Genomic DNA, 18,752 nt, shown 5'->3' with positions numbered 1-18,752 from the left:
AGTCAACTCTAGATCAGGATTTGCGGTTCACCCCTTTAGCAAGCCTTTGTTACGCGCTCAGAAGCTGGCGCCATTGCGGCTCCGGTAACGGTCGGTTGTAATAAAATCCTTGGCCCAAAGTGCACCCCAGTTCCTGTAACGCCTCGACGTGATCCGCAGATTCGACCCCTTCAGCAACAACCTGGGCATCAATCTCGGACGCAACGGCAGCCACCGCTTTAACAATTGCTCGACCATAGGTGCCGCTGTCCAGCTGCCAGACAAAGCTCTTATCAATCTTGATTTCGTTGAAGGGGTAGTCCTTCAGGTAGCCCAGTGACGAAAAGCCAGTACCAAAGTCATCCAATGACAGTTTCACGCCAATGGTACTCAGCGCGTGCAGATCAGCTCTTAGGGCATGATTGCGCAGTTCAAAGATGCTCTCCGTAATCTCCAGCGTAAGCTGGCTCGGGTCAATTTCGAAGTCGGCCAGCGCTTTCTGCACGATGTCCGGCACAGAACCAAGCTTGAACTGGACCAGTGACAAATTAACCGACACCGGCTTGCAATCAAGACCCGCTGCCCGCCATGCCTTCAGATCACTGCAGGCTCTGCGTACGACCCACTCGCCGATTGGACCAATAAGCTGACTCTGTTCCGCCAGTGGAATAAAGTCCCCCGGTGGTACCAGCCCTTTCTCGGGGTGCTGCCACCGCAGCAACCCTTCCGCCGAGACGGTATCACCGCTGGCCAGATCAACTTTCGGCTGGTAATAAAGCACGAGCTCATCCCGCTCAAGCGCCTGACGGAGTTCACGGGTGGTGGAAACCATTGCTCGGGCTTGACGCTCAAGGGACTTGGTGTACTGCGTCCAGGTCACTGACAGATTCTGTTGACTTTGCCGTAATGCCAGTTCCGCATCATTCATCAAAGCATGGTCGTCGCGTCCCGATGCGCCAATACGCACATAGCCGAATGACACATCGATAAAGAGCTCAAACCCATCAATTTCGAAAGATCGATCAAAAACCGCTTCCAGCCGCTGGCGCCAAAGCGCGGGCGTGTGCTGTCTGTCAACAGGCAATAAAGCCATAAACTCGCCCCCACCCGGGTGTCCTGCGAGGCTAGCAGGTCCTACCTCCGCTGCCAGGCGCCGTGCCGCTTCCTGCAACACGCGATCCCCGATCTCATAACCCTGAGCGTTATTGATTTCCCGCAGTCCCGAAATATCGATCGACACGATCAGACTGGCTGGGTGCAGGCTTCCACCGGTACGAAGCTCCTCCAGTTCCCAAGCAAACCCTTCACGCGATAGAAGGCCAGTCAGACGGTCGTAATAAGCGGCCTTTTCGAGTGCTTTGCGGGCGTTATTAAGTTCGGTGTTGTCATTGATCGCAGCGACCACTCGCAGATCCTCCTCACCAAACCAGCTCAATCCGATTTCTGCATCGAACTCGGTGCCGTCCTGGCGAAGGCCCCTGACTTCGCGATTGACTCCCATTTGCCGAACCGAAGGCGTAGCGGAGAATGCGGCTCGCAACTGCGCATGCTTTTGCCTTAAACGCTCGGGAATAAGAGTTTCAACAGCCATCCCACTCAGTGTTTCCGTGACATACCCGAATAGCCGGCCGGCCTCGGCATTAGCGAGCTGGATTACGCCGTCTCGATCAACCACGAGCATGCCGGTTGGGGCGGCCTGGATGATGCGATTCAGGTCCTGTTCTGCGCTCTTGATGGCGGTTATCTCCTGAGACACGCCAAACCACTCCAGAAGATGGCCATCATCGTCAAGGACAGGCGTGATCCGATCCTGAAACCACCTTGGCGATTCGCTTCCGGCGGGAAGTTGATAGATCACGTCAAACGGTTGGGTGGTCTGCAGCGCCTCAACCCAACGACGGCGAAACGTTTCGGCTGCCTCAGGCTCCAGAGCGCTGCGTATGGTGGCCCAATCCGGCGTATCGCCCGATGAAGGTACTCCGGCGAGCACCAACCACGCCGGATCAACACCCTGAAGCTCTCCATCCGCATTCATATGCCAGATATAGCTATCCCCGGTCTCGATCAGGTTTTCATGGCGGCGCTTTTGCAAATCCAACGACTCAAGAGCGGCCTGCTCCTTGGTTACGTCCTCCTGTATACCGATGATATGGGAAATCGAGCCATCGGTGGCGCGAATGGGCCGCAAGCGGAGTCTGTTCTGGAACGCCTCGCCGTTGCGGCGGATATTGGTTAGCACGGTGGTGCACTCAACCCCGCGAGCCAGCGCGTTCCGGATCGTTTGGATGCCAGGCTGGTCCCGTAAATGCCCCTGGAGAAACCGGCAGTTGCGTCCCAGGGTTTCGGCGCGGGTATAACCGGTCATTCGCGCGAAGGCGTCATTAACATAGATCAGCGGGCTGCCCTTGAGGTTGGGGTTGGCAATGGTTACGCCGCATTCCACCTCAGACAGCGCCGATGCTATAAACGGTGCCTGTCTGAGGAGAATTAACTGGGTAGCCGTCTCATTGGCAAGTGTTTGAACAAGCGTGACCGCGCCATCAATATCGGCGGAGTGCCGCATGACAAACACGATAACGGTGGCCGCCTCATCCGGTAGGACGCCCAAAGGCTCCACACCAACCACGGAGGCTTCGTCCATCGTGCCATCGTCAGGCGGCTCGTCTGAACTGGGTAGTCCATCTGCTAACGCACATTGGACGACAGAGAGTTGCACAAGGCGCTGCCCCATCTGTTGATTACCAGCGCAGTGCACAGGCGACGTTTGACCTCCTACAACCACGGCCGCACATGCAACATCGAAAACCTGAAAAACAGCTTCAGCCAGATCACTGAGTAGCGTGCTCGACTTTTGCTTCACGGTCATCAATCACTCCAGGTAACTCGTTTGTAAGCAGCGTTTGACGGGACAAGTGACCTGCCTCAAGTAGCTTAACCACTTACTACTTAGTGATATCTCAAGTTTGACCCTGACCCAGTTTCAGTACCACCCATTGCAGGAAAGTCCGCCCGCGTATGAGTTGCGTTTTCTGCTATCGCCGTAAACTCGAGTTGTAGAACAGCTGCATGCAGTGGATGCGCAGCATCACCTGCAGTGGGTATGGCCGGCGGCCGTTTTCGCCCTTGGGATAGTAGCGGGCGACCTTGTTCTCCAGCTTCTTCCAGGGGATCAGCTGATCCATGCGCTCCAGGAACTTCTCGCGGCGGGTCTTGCGCTTTTTGTTCTGGTACTCGGCTTCGGCAAAGCTGATCTGGCTCATGGCGTGAGGACCTTCCCGATTGGTGGCTCTGGCGCTATTGTCGCAAATCCGGGGGCTTTTTCAGAGGTTCCCTAACGCTATCAGATGCCTGCTGCAGCGTGTAGGTGTCCGTCCAATACTCCAAAGCACTGTAGGTACCCACCGCAACCACGCCAGAGATCATGCCAGAAAGAAAAAAGCGGAAATTCGAGGATTTTCCATGATTGCTACCTTTTTACGTCCTTGGTTTAAATCGTTTTTGCTTTATTCATCAATGCGCTCCGGCGGTGATAACCGTATAGGATGTTTGGAAATCGCGCCAAGAAAGGCTTCGATGTCGTCCTTATCCCGTTCCGTCAAATCCAGTGGTTTGAGGAGTTCAGATGTTTCCGGAAACAGTGGATCATCCTCAAAGGCCTCTCTCGGTTCCGGTCGTGCACCACCCGCGGAATACATGTTCAGGACGGAATCCAGGCTCATGAACAGCCCATTATGCATCCAGGGGCCGGTCTGCGTGACGTCCCGCAGTGAGGGCGTTCGGAATGCCCCCACATCCTCCGGGTCACCCGTGATCTTGTACCGCCCCAGGTCTTCCCGGCGACGCCCGTAAAAGTGAAGGCCGATATTGTGGAACTTGCCGTCACTCAGCAGGGGGCCGGAGTGGCAGTTCATACACCGGCCCTTGGTTCTGAACTTGTGCAGCCCCCGTAATTCGGCCTCATCGAGCTGGTCGGAATCCCCCTTCAGGAAACGATCAAAGTCACTTTCTCGGCTTGTGACTGTGCGCACAAACGTCGCCAGCGCCTTCGCCATTTCCTGCTTTGTGACCTGGGCATCGCCGAAAACCGCCTTGAACCGCTCCCGGTAGCCCTCCAGGCGCTGCAGTCTGTCCGCCGCTTTTCCAGGCGCTGCGTTCATCTCGATCTCACTGGCAACCGCAATCAACGATTGGTCCTCCAGCGACTCGGCTGCCCCGTCCCAGAGAACGTGTTCGTGGTAACCCGCATTGATCAGCGTCTGGGCGTTGCGGTCGCCGCGTTGGCGGTCATGCCCGAACGAGCTCTCGCGCCCATCTCCCCACCCAAGATCGGGATCATGGCAATTCGCGCACGCGATCTGCTCTGAGCCTGAAAGGCGCGGATCAAAAAACAGATGTTTCCCCAGTTCCTCTTTGGCCTCGCTCCATGGATTGTCTTCGGGATAGGTCATCTCTGGAAGAAGGCCGAGTTCCTTGTGAACCACATCGTCGGCCAGGTACGGTTCAGGCCAGCACGCCTTTGGCTGGCTGTAGACGCGTCGAAGTTCTTCAGCATCTGCATCCTCAGGCAGACTCAGGCATACCTCTGCGGGCATCCCCTTTCCAAGAGGAAAGTCTGCTGGGGCGGAAAGGTTACTCCAGACAGTTTCCAGCGCCCTGCCTGCCTCAAGGTGGGGGAAAAGGGAAAACGTGAGCCACATGAGCAAGGCGCCCATGCCACTCCATGCTGCGCCTCTGAATAACCAGCCGGGGATCTTCATGGTTTGACGCATTCAACCGGATCAGAAAGTCAGGGTTCCACCGAGCCAGTACCGTCTTCCAATCTCGATACCGCCCTGCTTCTCTCCCACTGTGTGGGTGCGGCTGTTGAAGACATTGGAGACTTCCAGCTCGATCTGGAGGTTAAAGTGCTCTGAAATATCCTGGGAGAAATCCATTCGCAGGTCGGAGATGAAGGTCGATGGGCGCGTTTCCTCAACAAAGACGGGAAGCTGCTCCTCGCCCTGCTCCGTGATCACGGTCTCCCGGTCGCCACTGTCAACAATGTTGGTGAATGCCCCCCGGTAACGGCTGGACAGGCTCATGTTCAGCGAAGGGCTGAAGCGATAGGCCGCGGAAAGGTTAAGCACGAACGGACGGTTGAAGTCCTCACGCAGCACATCGAGCCGGGCCTCCCGGACCCGTTCTCCCCGAAACAGGACGAACTCGTTCTGCCCCGCCTCTTCCACACTGTCGTCAAAGGTCGCGTTGCTGGACTCCGACTCCGACCATGTGGTGCTCAGTCCGAGCGATGCCCTCTCCCATTGGCGACGCCATGACAGGGCGATGCTTTCATACTGGCTCTCGCCCTTGTTGGTCAGGAATCTCGGTTGCGTTCCGTCCTGTTGGGTTTCCCCGGTCTCCTGGGATAACTCATCCTGGTTGTCCCGCCGGGTGTACTGAAGCGATCCAACGCCACCGAGCAGACGCTGGCGCAGGCCGAGTACCACCTCGTCGCTGAACGGGGTATCCAGTTCCCTGGACTCAAAGCGGACACTGCCCTGCCCGGTGTCGGACTCCCAGTCATTGACCACATTCTGGGTAGCGCCACGGAACTCCCGCACGAATGGCTCCCGGGCCTCCCGCAGCTTGTAGGTCATAAGGGCACCGCTGTAATAGCGGTTGAAACCGGCAGTGAGCACGGTTTGGTCTGTGCCGAAGAGATCGTAGCGCCCTCTCGTGCGCCAGGCGACATCGTGGTTTTTCAGGAAATCGTTGTAGTCATAGCGCAGACCCAGCGTTAAGCGCAGACGGTCAAAGTCCGTTGTGGCCTCGGAATAAAGGGCGTATTCCTGCAGACTGACTGTCACATCATCCGCCGGATAGCGCGTGCGCTGGCGGAAGTATTGTTCCCCATCCACGCAGTCGACCTCACGACCACGGCACTCAATGTCCGGATTCACGCGGGCATCCTGGTACACGAACAGTGTTTCGGGCCGGACAAAGTTCAGCCGCGAGAAGTCAGCCTGGGCGCCATACTGAAGGGCCCAATCCTTTCTCAGAGCACTCACGGGATTCGGTTCCACGTTGAGAGATGTCCTCAGTCCGGTCTGCTCCTTGTCCAGATTCCCGAAACCGCCCTGGTTGCTTGTCGAGGTGCCCCCGAGATTGCCCCAGTCCCTGCTGCGGGTTCGTGCCCAGTTGAAAAAGTCCGTTGGCGCTTCCCGACTGTTTTCGGAATGGCTGACTGACAAGCGGGCATCGACGTCTGTCCCTGAAGGCGTTTCATGATCAACCGAAAGCCTGGAACTTGTTCCTCCTCCTGTGATGGTGAAGTCGCTGTCCTTGGCGTTGGTGATGAAGAGCTCGTTCCGGTACGGTGCATGACGAGCCTGTACGTCGATCAGGGTGTCATCACTCCAGGCGGTCGAAAATTTCCCCATGACATTGAGATTGCGCTGCCGCTGTGGACGACTCTCCCCCAGTGTCAGTTCGGGCGTGGTCGAGCGCGATCGGGCCGCACTGAGCACCATGCTGGAATCCTCTCCGAGCGGACGTTCGTGAGAGATCGTGCTCCGCTGGCGACTGAAGTCCTTTGGCTCCGGCGGTTCCTGGGGAACGGCATCATCGTCCGGCTCAGGAACGAATACCCGATAATCCACCCATGCATCGCTTGTCTGACTGTGTTGGATCCGTGTCTCGGGCTCCGACCCGGCGCGGCGGGTTTCAACATCCACCACGCCTCCGGTGAAACGTCCGAATTCAGCCGGAACATTGCTGTCGTACACATCAATCGACTTGATCAGAGAACTGTCAATGAAAAGGGACTGCTCATGCCCGGGCACATCATCAAGTTGGTTCGGATTGCTGCCGGCAGGGTCAAGCCGACTGTTATTGGACAGTCCATCGACCCGAAAGTTGTTCTCGTAAAAACGCCCCCCGGAGATTGAAACCGAGTCCGGACGTAGATCGAACAGATCATCAGGATCCCGACGATCCTCACTGAACTGAACATTGGGCACCTGTTCCAGCAAGCTTGTGAAATCACCGGTTGCGGACCCGTACTCCTCGATGTCGCGACGGTTGAGCTCGTATTGCCCTACGGCGTCCGTACCGATTGGCTCATAGCGATCACCGAGGATCTGGAGAATCTCCAGTTCTCCCAGATCCTCGTCGGCTTGGGCAGTCTCCAATGAGGTTGCTGCAATGAGCACCATCATTGGTACAGCGAATCGTCTCAACGGAATCAGGCCCCCCCGCATTCCGCACAGTAGGGGGTCCTGTCACTCGTCGCCGGTACACCATCCCCATCGATATCGGAGTCCAGCATGAGGGGGGATTCACTGCGTTCGGCCTGGCTGCTCGCGGGTGAAAAGAAGTCAGGGCTACCGTCGCCGTCGTAGTCATAGGTCGCCAGGTCAGTGCCCGGATAGTCATCGCGGCTGGTGTAACTCTCCGCGATGGCCTGAAGGCGACGCTCACGTTCCGGACGATCCATCGCGGAGCGGGCGAGCTCCTTCGCCTGCTCAAAGGCTCTTGCATCCGCGAGGCAATCCACCGCTGTGGCGTCTCGCGTTGCTCGATCAGATGGCGATGCCAGGGCATCGCTCAGAGCCAGGTACCCTTCCCAGGACCCAGAGCCCGGTACGTCCTCACCTCCGGTAATCACGGCTTCAGCACTATTCCGGGCACGGGTAATGGCCGAGCGTTGCTCCGGAGCCAGTGACCCGTTTTCCGCTATGCCCCTGCGCCCCTCGTTGGCGGCCAGTATATAACGCTCAGCGGTGCTGGCTGCGTCAGTCAGGGCTGCCTTGATGGCATCTTCCGAGCTCCCAGTTGTGCCGATCTGGGACAGCAGATCCACGGACTCATCAAGAACCTGGTTGGCGCGAACCGTATCGCCTGCCTCCGCCCTCAGCTTGGCGACAGTCATAAGCTTGCTATGACGTTCCCCGGGATCAGAAAGACCGCTTGCCTCTGAGTAGAGTGTATCCACAACCGGATCGATCTGATCATCCAGGCCCACCCATAGATAGCCGAACGCGCTCAATTGGGCGGCCGTTGCCCGATCGCCTGAGCCGGAAGCTCGATCCCGCGCCAGTTTCCAACACTGCTGCATGCGACTACGGGCCTGCTCCGGTGCGTCAAGCCACTCGTAAAGACGGGCGACCTTGCGGCAGCCATCGCTGACATATTCGTTGATACCAATGCTGTCATCCGCTGCCAGTTCTTCAGAACTCGCCAGTTCCCAAGCGGCGTCTGCCACCTCAAGGGCTTCGGATTCCAGCCCGCGGTCAAAGAGCTGCCGGGCCAGGAATCGCAGACCCACATCGCGGGATCCCTCGCCCCGGTAAGTCAGACTCTCTATTTGATCGAGAACCTCATTATGTTGGGATTTGACCCGCTCAACGCCTTCCGCGACCTGCCCACTACGTGCGTCCTCTATTGCTTGGAATATGGCAAGTTGAGTACGGCCCTGTTCTGCATCGTCGGCATCAATAGGCTCGATTACATTGGTAAGAAAATCCTGGAAACGTTGGATTTCACCAAACTGTCCGTAGGCCGAAGCGACATAGCGGACGTAGGTGCTTGCGCGATTTGTATCACCCGCTGTGATCAGATCCTCGTACGCTTTTATGGCGTCCAGGCCCTGCGCGCGGGCATCAAGACGTGCATAAAGTTGTGCCGCCTCGGAGATGTAAAGCGCTCGCAACAGGAACTTACCATCGGGGATCCCTTGCTCGCCCTGCCCTTTGGCGGCCTCGTAGAATAGATTCACTGCGGACAGCGCCTCATTGACCGCACCAGGCGTAAGTCCAGCTGCCTCCGCCTCTTCAACCGCTTCTTCAGCCCCCTCCTGCAAAGCAATGGCGATTCGAGCATACGCGGCGCTGAACGGCTTTCCGGCATTGACCTCAATGAAACGCTCGACGGGTTCCAGGGCATCATCAACACGCTCACTGAGCCCTGCTTCCCTCAGGCGGCGGGACATCCCCTGATAGAATTCCGCATCCTGCTCCCGAAGGTTCTTGATCCCAATGGAATCGATGATCGCTTGATACTCGTCCAGACCGGCATCGAAAAATGCTTCAGCCTGTTCGGTGCGATCAAACTCAGCGACGGCAGCTCCGAGACGGCGGAAAGTTCGTGCACGTTCCTCGGCCTGGAAAATGCGCGTATCAACCACCGTCTCAGCGCGATCGAACAGTCCGGCACGCGCAACCCCCTGGGCGATGTCGCCGAAAACCGGGTCCAGTACGCCGTCGTCCACGACGTCATCAAAGAGCCGTTCCGCCTGATAAAGCGGGGACTCGCGAGAGCTCAGCAAGTACTCCAGCCGTGCCGTATTGTCACTTCCGAGCTCTTCTCCCTCGGCAAGGGGTACATCCGGATCCAGAACCTCAACACCTGCCAGCTGGGCAACGAGTGAATCATCCGCAAGGCCCGCCGGTACGCTGAAGTCGCTGTCGGAGAAATCCGCGGCACTGATCCCGTAACCACCGAGAGCGTATCGGACAACGTTTGCAATTTGGGAACTGCGAGAGGCAATGCCGCGACGCTCGTTGGCTTTCCAGACCGCATCCGCAAAAGCGGTGACATTGCTCTGGGTCTCACTGTCACCGCCGACAGACAGACGGTCCGAGAGAAAGTCCGAGACGGCATTCCTGACCGCTATACGATTTGCGGCTTCAAGCAAGGCCTCAGAGCTTGATTCATCCAAATCACTGATGGCCTCGAGTTCTGGTTTCAGGGTTCCCAGTCGGCCTCGCGCTGCCTCACTCAGAGATTGGTCACTCTCCAGCGCGGCAACGGCGCTGACGGGGTCACCGTTCTTCCGTAACGCCTGTGCGAATCGCTCCATACCGCCATCCTGGACACCGATTGCGAGAGCTGAGCGGGACACCAGGAGGCTGGCGCGCTGCACAGCGGGCGCATCAGCGGGATTGGCTCTAAGCTGACCTTCTGAAAGGCCCAGCCTGTCCGCCACTGCAGAGCGAGCAGCTTCAATTCCCAGATTGGTTGCTTCCGACCCGGCCACGACCAATGAGGTCAGTGGCGAGACGACCCGCGCCTCTCCTTCCTCCAGCGGAGCGGCAAGCGTCATGCCGGTAAAATCCAATCCTGTTTCAGTATCTGTGCCACCACGCGCCTCCACGGTGGCGCCAGCCAGGTCAGCGCCCCGGCCGTAACTGAGCGTGAACTCACCGTCCTGGTCAGTCCGTTCGACGGTACTCAGGGCCTCACCATTACTGGAGCGCAGGAAAACGGCGGCCCCACTTATAGGCGGATCCGTGACGATGCCTGAAATTGAAGAAGAGTCATTGTCAGGGTTGTCACCTGCACCAGACCCTGAAGACGAACCGCCACCGCCACATGCGCTGAGTAATGCTGTCGCCATAACCAGAACAATGGCAGTGACCTGCTTGCTATCAACTGACGGATTTACCACTTCTTATCCTCCGCAAACGCGAATCGTTAACATGCGTACAATAAGGTTAATGATACCCATTTGCAACAAATGATTAGCCAAAGGTGAACGATATGGGCAAGAGCTGCTCAGACAGAATGATGGGGACCAGTGACATAGATGAGCTGCAGATGCTCAATCAGTGCACTAAGTCAGTCTCGAAATTACCCACAGATGGGACAAACAAGGAGGGGCGACATCATAAGATTGGGGAGAGCAGATTCAATGCTTGTACAGAATAGCTTCCCATTTTTCAAATCACTAGAAAAAATACCGGGTTGGCCCGATATCGCTCCGAAAGGTGTTCGATCTTACCTTGAGGAGGAGACCATCAACTCGAACTCTGCAGGACGGACGGATAAAGAGCCTTGAACACCAGCGGTGACGATGACGCTCACGGTGTACTTAAAGTGGATCGATCAGCAGGGAGATCAGCGCGAGATTGCCAAGGCCGTAGGGCCTGAGTGTGCTGAAAATGTGCTGGAACCTACAGGAGGCAGCGTTAAGACACTGAAATAACTCGAAAGGAATTGGTCGGGGCGGCAGGATTTGAACCTGCGGCCTCTGCTCCCCCAGAGCAGCGCGCTACCAAGCTGCGCCACGCCCCGGACCCAGGCGTTCTATGTGAACAGCGGCGCAAATGATAACGAAAGGGGCTTGTAAATGGAAGGGGTCAGTTCAGAACTCGCCCCAATTCTTTCAGTGCCACCAAGCGCGTAATATAGGAGACTTTAACACCCAGCGCACAGATGAGCATGGTTATATGGGCAGCAATCTGGCCTGCCATATTGATGTAGTCTGCAAAGGGATACGCAACCAGAACACAGATGCCGATAACAAGAAGGCTGATAGCGAGAGCACTGTTAGCGATCAGAAGCAAACGTTCCATGGGTTACCATATGATTCATTATTTATGAATCATTTTAAGGGCGCCCCTGGATTGATTCAAGGCAGGCAAAGCCTTCAGGTATTGAGAACATCCAGAACGTCTTCCAGCTCAGTGATCATCTGGCGGATCAACTGCTTGTACTGGGTATCCTCTTCCTTGGTGTCTTCGCTGCTCAGCTTCTGCTTGGCGCCACCGATCGTGAACCCCTGATCGTAAAGAAGGCTTCTTATCTGGCGGATAAGCAACACATCCGCACGCTGGTAATATCGCCGGTTACCCCGGCGCTTAACCGGATTAAGTTGCGGGAACTCCTGCTCCCAGTAACGCAGCACGTGCGGCTTTACATAGCACAGCTCCGCCACTTCACCGATGGTGAAGTAGCGCTTACCCGGAATGGCCGGTAGTTCGTTATTGTGGCTGGGTTCCAGCATAAGCTTCTACTTTCTGCTTGAGCTTCTGGCCGGGCCGGAAAGTCACGACACGCCGCGCGCTGATCGGGATTTCTTCTCCCGTCTTGGGGTTGCGCCCCGGACGCTGGCGTTTATCCCGCAGATCAAAATTGCCAAAACCACTGAGCTTGACCTGCTCATTATGGCCCAATGATTCGCTGATCTCACCGAAGAACGCCTCCACCATTTCCTTGGCTTCACGTTTATTCAGCCCCAGCTCTTCATAGAGCCTTTCCGCCATGTCTGCCTTGGTCAGTGCTGCCATTCGCTAACTCCTCAACTGCGCTCCCAGCCTTGTGCTCAATGCGTCGGTAACGCCGTCCAGCAATCGCTGCACTTCGGCGTCACCCAGGGTACGTTCAGAGTGCTGCCAGAACAGACTTAACGCCAAGCTTCTGCAGCCCTCCTTCACATGCTCGCCCTGATAAACGTCGAACACCCTGAGCCCGGTCAGCAGCTCGCCGGCTGCTTCCCGCGCCACATTCTCAACCGCCGCCCATTCCGTTTCTTCCGCCACAAGCATAGCCAAATCACGGCGAACTTCAGGAAATTTTGAAAAAGCTTTGAAATGAGGGACATGCCCGTTGAGAACTGTGTCCAAGCTTAGTTCATACAGACAAACGTTGCCATTCAGATCCAGTGATTTCTGGATCTTCGGATGCAGGGCGCCAATCCAGCCTACGGGCTGCTCCCCCACATAGACCCTGGCTGATTGCCCCGGATGCAGTGCTGGGTGACGTTCTGCTGCTAAACGCAGGTCTTGGCCAAGCATGGCGCCAAGCGATTCCAGATCCCCTTTGGCATCATAGAAGTCCACTTCCCGGTTGCCATTGACCCAGTTCTCACTGGCAACAGGCCCGCTGAGCAGGCCACTCAGCATGCTCTCCTGTTCGATTGACTGGCCATTGCGTTCGAATCGCAGCCCGGTTTCAAAAAGCCGGACGCGATTCTGCTGGCGCTTCTGGTTGTGTGCCAGCGTTTCCAGTAACCCCGGCCAGAGACTGGTCCGCATCACTGCCATATCCGCTGAAATTGGATTGGCCAGCTCGATGCTCTCCGCCTCCGGCGTGATCTGGTTTTGACGTTCCGGCGCCACAAAGCTGTAGGTGATAGCCTCCTGGTAGCCCAGGGCCACCAGATGATCCCGCACCCGATCCAGTGGCCGGTGGGATTCCGGTTCGGCGCGCAGACGCAGGCGCCCTTCAGGCTCGGTGACCGGCATGCGGTTGTAACCATAGATCCGCCCGATTTCCTCGATCAGATCCACCTCCAGGGCAATATCAAACCGGAAGCTGGGAACTTCCACCTTCCAGCCGTCGCGGTAAAGATGCACAACCCTGAGGCCCAGTCGAGCCAGGATCTCTTCAATGGTGGTACGGTCGATCACCAGACCAAGCACCGTGCTCACCCTCTCTTCCCGCAGATGAACAGTCGTCTGTTTGGGTAGATGCTGCTCATTGACCACTTCAATCACTTCGCCGGGTTCGCCGCCAACAATAGCAAGCAGCAGCGCTGTGGCGCGCTCGGTGGCCGCCCTCTGAAGTCGCCAATCAACACCGCGCTCAAAGCGGTGGGAGGAGTCCGTGTGCAGCCCATGTTCCCGGGCTTTACCGGCCAGGGCAATCGGGTCAAAGAACGCACTTTCCAGCACAATATCCCGGGTATGACCGGACACACCGGAGCCCTCACCGCCCATTATGCCGGCCAACGCCAAAGGCCTGCCGTGGTCAGCGATCACCAGATTGTCTGTGCCGAGGGTCAGTTCCTGACCATCCAGCAGAGTCAGTTTTTCTCCCTCGCTAGCCATACGCACAACAATGCCGCCCTGAACCTGAGCACGGTCGAAGGCGTGCATGGGTTGCCCCAGTTCAAGCATGACGTAGTTGGTGACATCCACTACCGGGTCGATGCTGCGGATACCGGAACGTCGCAGCCGCTCCTTCATCCAGACCGGCGCCTCGGCCGCAACATTGACGTTACGGATGATGCGCCCAACATAACGTGGGCAGCCGGCAGCGGCGTCCACTCGTATGGCAGGGATCTCGGAATGCGCAGCCGGCACCGGCTCGGGCTCCAGATCCTCAAAGGGCTCTTCGGTCAAAGCCCCCAGATCCCGCGCCACGCCACGGATGGAAAGGCAGTCACTGCGATTCGGCGTGAGATCCACATCCAGGCTCTGATCGTCCAACTGCAGCCATTGCCGCAGATCCGCTCCGGGCTCGGCATCAGGGGCCAGCACCATCAGCCCCTCAGAGGCGTCGGAGAGCTGAAGCTCGGATTCAGCGCAGAGCATGCCGTTGGACGTCTGCCCCCGTACCTGCGTGCGCTCAATCGCCATGCCTCCCGGCAGGGACGCCCCTGGGCGCGCGAACGGCGCCTTGAGCCCTGATCGGGCATTGGGTGCGCCGCAGACCACATCCAGGGTTTCCTGGCCATCCCATACTCGGCAAAGGCTCAGCTTATCCGCTTCCGGATGAGGTTCAATCGCGGTAATTTCCCCCACGACAACGCCACCGAAGTCGCCGGCCACCGGCTCAACCTCATCCACCTCCAGGCCAGCCATGGTAATGGCCTCTACCAGTTCGGTGCTGTTCATGCGGGGATTGACCCACTCCCGCAACCACTGTTCGCTGAACTTCATCGGTCTGAATCCTGTTTATTCCACTCGGGCTTCAACGGAACTGGCGCAGGAAGCGCAGATCGTTTTCAAAGAATTGGCGCAGGTCGGTTACGCCATAGCGCAGCATCGCCAGGCGCTCCACGCCCAAGCCAAAGGCAAACCCCGACCACTGCTCCGGATCCACACCACAGTTGTCGAACACATGGGGATGGACCACACCACATCCCATCACTTCCAGCCATTGTGTATTGCCATCACCATCCCGCCCCCACTCGATATCCACCTCAGCAGAGGGCTCTGTGAACGGGAAATAGGAAGGACGGAAACGCACGGCCAGGTCCTTTTCAAAGAACGCCCGCAGAAACGCCTCGATGGTGCTCTTGAGGTCGGCAAAGCTGGCATAACGATCGACGAGCAACCCCTCCACCTGGTGGAACATGGGCGTATGCGTGAGATCCGAATCACAGCGATAGACCCGACCCGGGCAGATCATGCGGAACGGCGGTTCACCGTTTTCCATGGTACGGATCTGAACCGGCGACGTATGCGTTCTCAGCACCGTGCCCGGATTGAAGTAGAAGGTGTCATGCATGGCCCTGGCCGGGTGATGGGGCGGTATGTTGAGCGCCTCAAAGTTATGGTGATCGTCTTCGATCTCAGGCCCTTCTGCGACCTCATAGCCAGCGCCGCCGAATATGGACTCGATGCGGCGCAGCGTCCGCGTCACCGGGTGAAGGCCACCCGCGTCACGCCCCCGACCGGGCAGCGTTACGTCAATCGACTCGGAGGCCAGCCGGGCCTCCATCGCCTCAGCTTCCAATCGCTCTTTTTTTTCAGCGATCGCATTCTGGACCTGCTCTTTCGCCTGGTTGATGCGCTGGCCTGCTGCCGGGCGCTCTTCAGCACTGAGCTGGCCCAGCGTCTTGAGCAACGCCGTGAGATGGCCTTTCTTGCCCAGATAATCAACCCGGACCTGCTCAAGCTGTTTCAGGTCCGCACTCGCCTCAACCGCATTCAGCCCCTGTTCGAGCAGGGCTTCCAGATTCTCCATGCATTGGACTCCAAAAAAATAGGGGAAGAGCGTGCTCTTCCCCTACTGATCCAGGTGAGGCCCTGACGGGCCGGTTTTCAGCGGACGATGAAGAGCTCAGGCCGCGAGTGCGGTCTTAGCCTTTTCCACGACTGCCGAAAACGCCTGCTTTTCATTCATCGCCAGATCCGCCAGAACCTTGCGATCAATCTCGACATTGGCCTTCTTGAGACCCGCGATCAGGCGGCTGTAAGACAGCCCATTAGCGCGGGCGCCGGCATTGATACGGGCGATCCACAGCGCGCGGAACTGGCGCTTGCGCTGCTTGCGGTCACGGTAAGCGTACTGCTTCGCCTTGATGACTGCTTGTTTCGCAACACGATACACACGGCTACGGGCACCGTAGTAGCCCTTCGCCTGCTTCATAACCTTCTTGTGACGACGACGCGCCACTACACCACGTTTAACGCGAGGCATAATCCAATCCTTCTATCTACTGACCTTGAACGGTTTACTGGCGAAGCATGCGACGGATATGAACCTCGTCGCTCTTGTTCACCTGAGTCGTGCCACGAAGCTGACGCTTCCGCTTGGGACTCTTTTTGGTCAGGATGTGACTGGTATGCGACTGCTTGCGCTTGAAGCCGTTGGCCGTCTTCTTGAAGCGCTTCGCCGCCCCGCTGTTGGTTTTCATCTTAGGCATTTCAACTACTCCGCATTCGAGATCAGATAATGGATGACAGCTCGCAGAGAGACCGTCATTTCTTCTTGCGGGGGGCAACCACCATGGTCATCTGACGACCTTCCATCTTGGGCCGCTGCTCAACCTGAGCAAGCTCCTCAATGTCGGACTCAACACGCTGCATAAGCTGCATGCCGATTTCCTGGTGCGCCATCTCACGTCCGCGGAAGCGAATGGTGACCTTGCCTTTATCCCCTTGCTCAAGGAAACGTATCAGGTTGCGCAGTTTGACCTGATAATCCCCTTCTTCAGTTCCAGGACGGAATTTGACTTCCTTGATCTGGATCTGTTTCTGCTTCTTCTTGGCAGCTGCTTTGGCCTTTTTCTCCTCAAACAGCTTTTTGCCATAGTCCATGATCCTGCAGACCACGGGATCTGCATCAGACGCCATCTGGACCAGATCCAGATCAGCCTCCGACGCTTTCTCAAGCGCCTCTTCCAGAGGCACGATACCCACTTGATTGCCCTCTGAATCGATCAGGCGAACTTCGGATGCTTCGATGTTCTCGTTGATCGGTGGACGCTGACTGCGGCCACCACGCGGGTTCGACTTTTTGATAGTTAGGTCTCCGTTTCGACTCTGCCCTTGCGTTTGGATTCCGTCTCCAGACGGCTCTGGAGCTCCTCCAGAGTCATGGTACCCAGATCCTCGCCAGTACGGGTCCGGACAGCCACCTCGCCTTTCTCGACTTCCTGGTCGCCCACCACGATCAGGTAGGGTACCTTGTCAATCGTATGCTCGCGAATTTTAAAGCCGATTTTCTCGTTTCTCAAGTCAGCATGGGCGCGAAAGCCTGATTCCTCAAGTGTCTGCGCCAAATCCCGGGCGTAATCGGCCTGGTTGTCCGTGATAGTAAGTACCGAGACCTGCGTGGGAGCCAACCAAAGGGGGAACGCGCCTTCATACTCCTCAATCAGGATTCCGATGAAGCGCTCGAACGATCCCAGGATGGCCCGATGCAGCATGACCGGTGTCTGACGCCCCTGCTCCTGGTCTCTTGGAACGTATTCGGCCCCTAATCGCCCAGGCATAGCAAAATCCACCTGAATAGTGCCGCACTGCCACACCCGCTCCAGACAATCCGTCAGCGAGAATTCAATCTTGGGCCCGTAGAAAGCGCCCTCACCCGGAAGCAACTCCCATTCAACGCCTTCATTGTTCAACGCTTCTTCCAGCGCTTTTTCCGATTTATCCCAGATCTCGTCCGACCCCACCCGATGCTCAGGACGAGTGGAAAGCTTGTACTGAATTTCCCGGAAGCCGAAATCCTGATAGACCTCATGCAGCAAATCCATAAAGGAAGCGACTTCAGCTTGGATCTGAGACTCCTCACAGAAGATGTGGGCGTCATCCTGGGTGAAACCGCGAACCCGCATCAGGCCGTGCAGCGCTCCCGAAGCCTCGTTACGATGGCAGGAGCCGAATTCGGAAAGGCGCAGCGGCAGCTCCTTGTAGCTCTTAAGGCCCTGATTGAAAACCTGCACGTGGCAGGGACAGTTCATGGGCTTGATGGCATAGTCGAACTTTTCGGACTCAGTGGTGAACATGTCGTCCTGGAATTTTTCCCAGTGACCGGATCGCTCCCACAGACTCCGCGACACCACCTGGGGCGTCCGGATCTCATCGTAACCGTGACTGCGCAACTTGCCCCGCAGGTACTGCTCAATCTGCTGATAGACCGTCCACCCTTTGGGGTGCCAGAACACCATACCGGGGGCTTCTTCCTGCATATGGAAGAGCGACAGTTTCTTGCCAACTTTGCGGTGGTCGCGTTTTTCTGCCTCTTCCACCCGCTGCAGATAGGCCTTGAGCTGTTTTTTATCCGGCCAGGCGGTGCCGTAGATCCGTTGGAGCTGTTCATTGTCGGTATCCCCCCGCCAGTAGGCGCCAGCCACGCGGGTCAGTTTAAAGGCTCCAAGACGACCGGTTCTGGGGACATGCGGGCCGCGGCACAGATCGATGAACTCGCCCTGCTTGTAGAACGAGAGCTGCTCCTCACCCGGGATGTCATCGATGATCTGAACCTTGTATGCTTCTCCCATGCGATCAAAGAGCTGCTTAGCGCTCTCGCGGTTCATGACCGAGCGCTCAATGGCGTAATCCTGATCCGCCAATTCCTGCATCCGCTTTTCGATCTTTTCGAGGTCATCCGGCGTGAAAGGCCGGTCATACTTGAAATCGTAATAGAACCCGTTTTCCACCACAGGCCCGATGGTTACCTGGGCGTCAGGGAAAAGTTCCTTGACCGCCTGGGCCATCAGGTGGGCCGTGGAGTGGCGGATCACCTCAATGCCCTCCTGATCACGATCTGTCACGATCGCGACTTGCGCGTCGTCTTCAATCGTATGGCCGGTATCCACCAGTTCGCCATTAACCCTGCCGACCACAGCGGCTTTGGCCAGACCAGTACCAATGCTGCGGGCTACTTCCTCGACAGTGACGGGATGATCGAAAGTGCGCTGACTGCCGTCCGGCAGCGTAATGACGGGCATTAAAACGGCTCCTGTCAGTGGTGATCCCCACGAAAGATCACATGCATGTCTGGTAAGCGCAAAATTCTAACAATGGAAAAGCCGCACGGCCATCCGGATTCGCTTT

The 18,752-nt window shown here is 57.2% G+C and carries 14 protein-coding genes and 1 tRNA gene; all 15 read right to left on the bottom strand.

Annotated features, from left to right (window positions below):
- Nucleotides 1–49: 49 nt before the first annotated feature.
- Entirely contained in the window at nt 50–2,620 is a 2,571-nt protein-coding gene (locus AAF659_RS09325) for a sensor domain-containing protein (RefSeq protein WP_349751471.1), read from the bottom strand.
- 391 nt (nt 2,621–3,011) lie between these two features.
- Nucleotides 3,012–3,239, bottom strand: a complete 228-nt coding sequence (locus AAF659_RS09320; protein ID WP_349751470.1) for a transposase — start codon at nt 3,237–3,239, stop codon at nt 3,012–3,014.
- Nucleotides 3,240–3,482: 243 nt separating this feature from the next.
- Nucleotides 3,483–4,571, bottom strand: a complete 1,089-nt coding sequence (locus AAF659_RS09315; protein WP_349751469.1) for a cytochrome-c peroxidase — start codon at nt 4,569–4,571, stop codon at nt 3,483–3,485.
- 186 nt (nt 4,572–4,757) lie between these two features.
- Complete coding sequence (locus AAF659_RS09310) at nt 4,758–7,175, bottom strand: TonB-dependent receptor plug domain-containing protein (RefSeq protein ID WP_349751468.1); 2,418 nt, start codon at nt 7,173–7,175, stop codon at nt 4,758–4,760.
- A gap of 26 nt (nt 7,176–7,201) precedes the next feature.
- Nucleotides 7,202–10,405, bottom strand: a complete 3,204-nt coding sequence (locus AAF659_RS09305; RefSeq protein WP_349751467.1) for a carboxypeptidase-like regulatory domain-containing protein — start codon at nt 10,403–10,405, stop codon at nt 7,202–7,204.
- Nucleotides 10,406–10,954: 549 nt separating this feature from the next.
- Nucleotides 10,955–11,031: transfer RNA gene (locus tag AAF659_RS09300), tRNA-Pro, on the bottom strand.
- A 65-nt stretch (nt 11,032–11,096) separates the two neighbouring features.
- Entirely contained in the window at nt 11,097–11,312 is a 216-nt protein-coding gene (locus tag AAF659_RS09295; protein ID WP_349751466.1) for a hypothetical protein, read from the bottom strand.
- Nucleotides 11,313–11,386: 74 nt separating this feature from the next.
- Nucleotides 11,387–11,743 carry a MerR family transcriptional regulator gene (locus AAF659_RS09290; RefSeq protein WP_349751465.1) on the bottom strand — a complete coding sequence of 119 codons (357 nt, stop codon included), beginning with the start codon at nt 11,741–11,743 and terminating at the stop codon, nt 11,387–11,389.
- A complete protein-coding gene (gene ihfA / locus AAF659_RS09285) occupies nt 11,721–12,026 on the bottom strand; it encodes an integration host factor subunit alpha (protein WP_349751464.1) in 306 nt (101 codons plus the stop codon). Before ihfA ends, AAF659_RS09290 begins: the two co-directional genes overlap by 23 nt.
- A 3-nt stretch (nt 12,027–12,029) precedes the next feature.
- Complete coding sequence (pheT, locus tag AAF659_RS09280; RefSeq protein WP_349751463.1) at nt 12,030–14,402, bottom strand: phenylalanine--tRNA ligase subunit beta; 2,373 nt, start codon at nt 14,400–14,402, stop codon at nt 12,030–12,032.
- A gap of 31 nt (nt 14,403–14,433) precedes the next feature.
- Nucleotides 14,434–15,432 (bottom strand): phenylalanine--tRNA ligase subunit alpha, encoded by a 999-nt coding sequence (gene pheS / locus AAF659_RS09275; RefSeq protein WP_349751462.1) that lies wholly within the window; start codon nt 15,430–15,432, stop codon nt 14,434–14,436.
- A gap of 96 nt (nt 15,433–15,528) precedes the next feature.
- Nucleotides 15,529–15,888, bottom strand: a complete 360-nt coding sequence (rplT, locus tag AAF659_RS09270) for a 50S ribosomal protein L20 (protein WP_077528962.1) — start codon at nt 15,886–15,888, stop codon at nt 15,529–15,531.
- Between the two features lie 34 nt (nt 15,889–15,922).
- Nucleotides 15,923–16,114 carry a 50S ribosomal protein L35 gene (gene rpmI, locus AAF659_RS09265; protein WP_095617772.1) on the bottom strand — a complete coding sequence of 64 codons (192 nt, stop codon included), beginning with the start codon at nt 16,112–16,114 and terminating at the stop codon, nt 15,923–15,925.
- 55 nt (nt 16,115–16,169) lie between these two features.
- Nucleotides 16,170–16,712 (bottom strand): translation initiation factor IF-3, encoded by a 543-nt coding sequence (infC, locus tag AAF659_RS09260; protein WP_349751537.1) that lies wholly within the window; start codon nt 16,710–16,712, stop codon nt 16,170–16,172.
- Between the two features lie 2 nt (nt 16,713–16,714).
- Nucleotides 16,715–18,646 (bottom strand): threonine--tRNA ligase, encoded by a 1,932-nt coding sequence (gene thrS / locus AAF659_RS09255; protein WP_349751461.1) that lies wholly within the window; start codon nt 18,644–18,646, stop codon nt 16,715–16,717.
- Between the last annotated feature and the right edge of the window lie 106 nt (nt 18,647–18,752).

The organism is Salicola sp. Rm-C-2C1-2, from assembly GCF_040196175.1.
GTDB lineage: Bacteria > Pseudomonadota > Gammaproteobacteria > Pseudomonadales > Oleiphilaceae > Halospina.
Note: the sequence above shows the minus strand (reverse complement) of the source record. Positions and strands in the feature narration are given on the sequence as shown.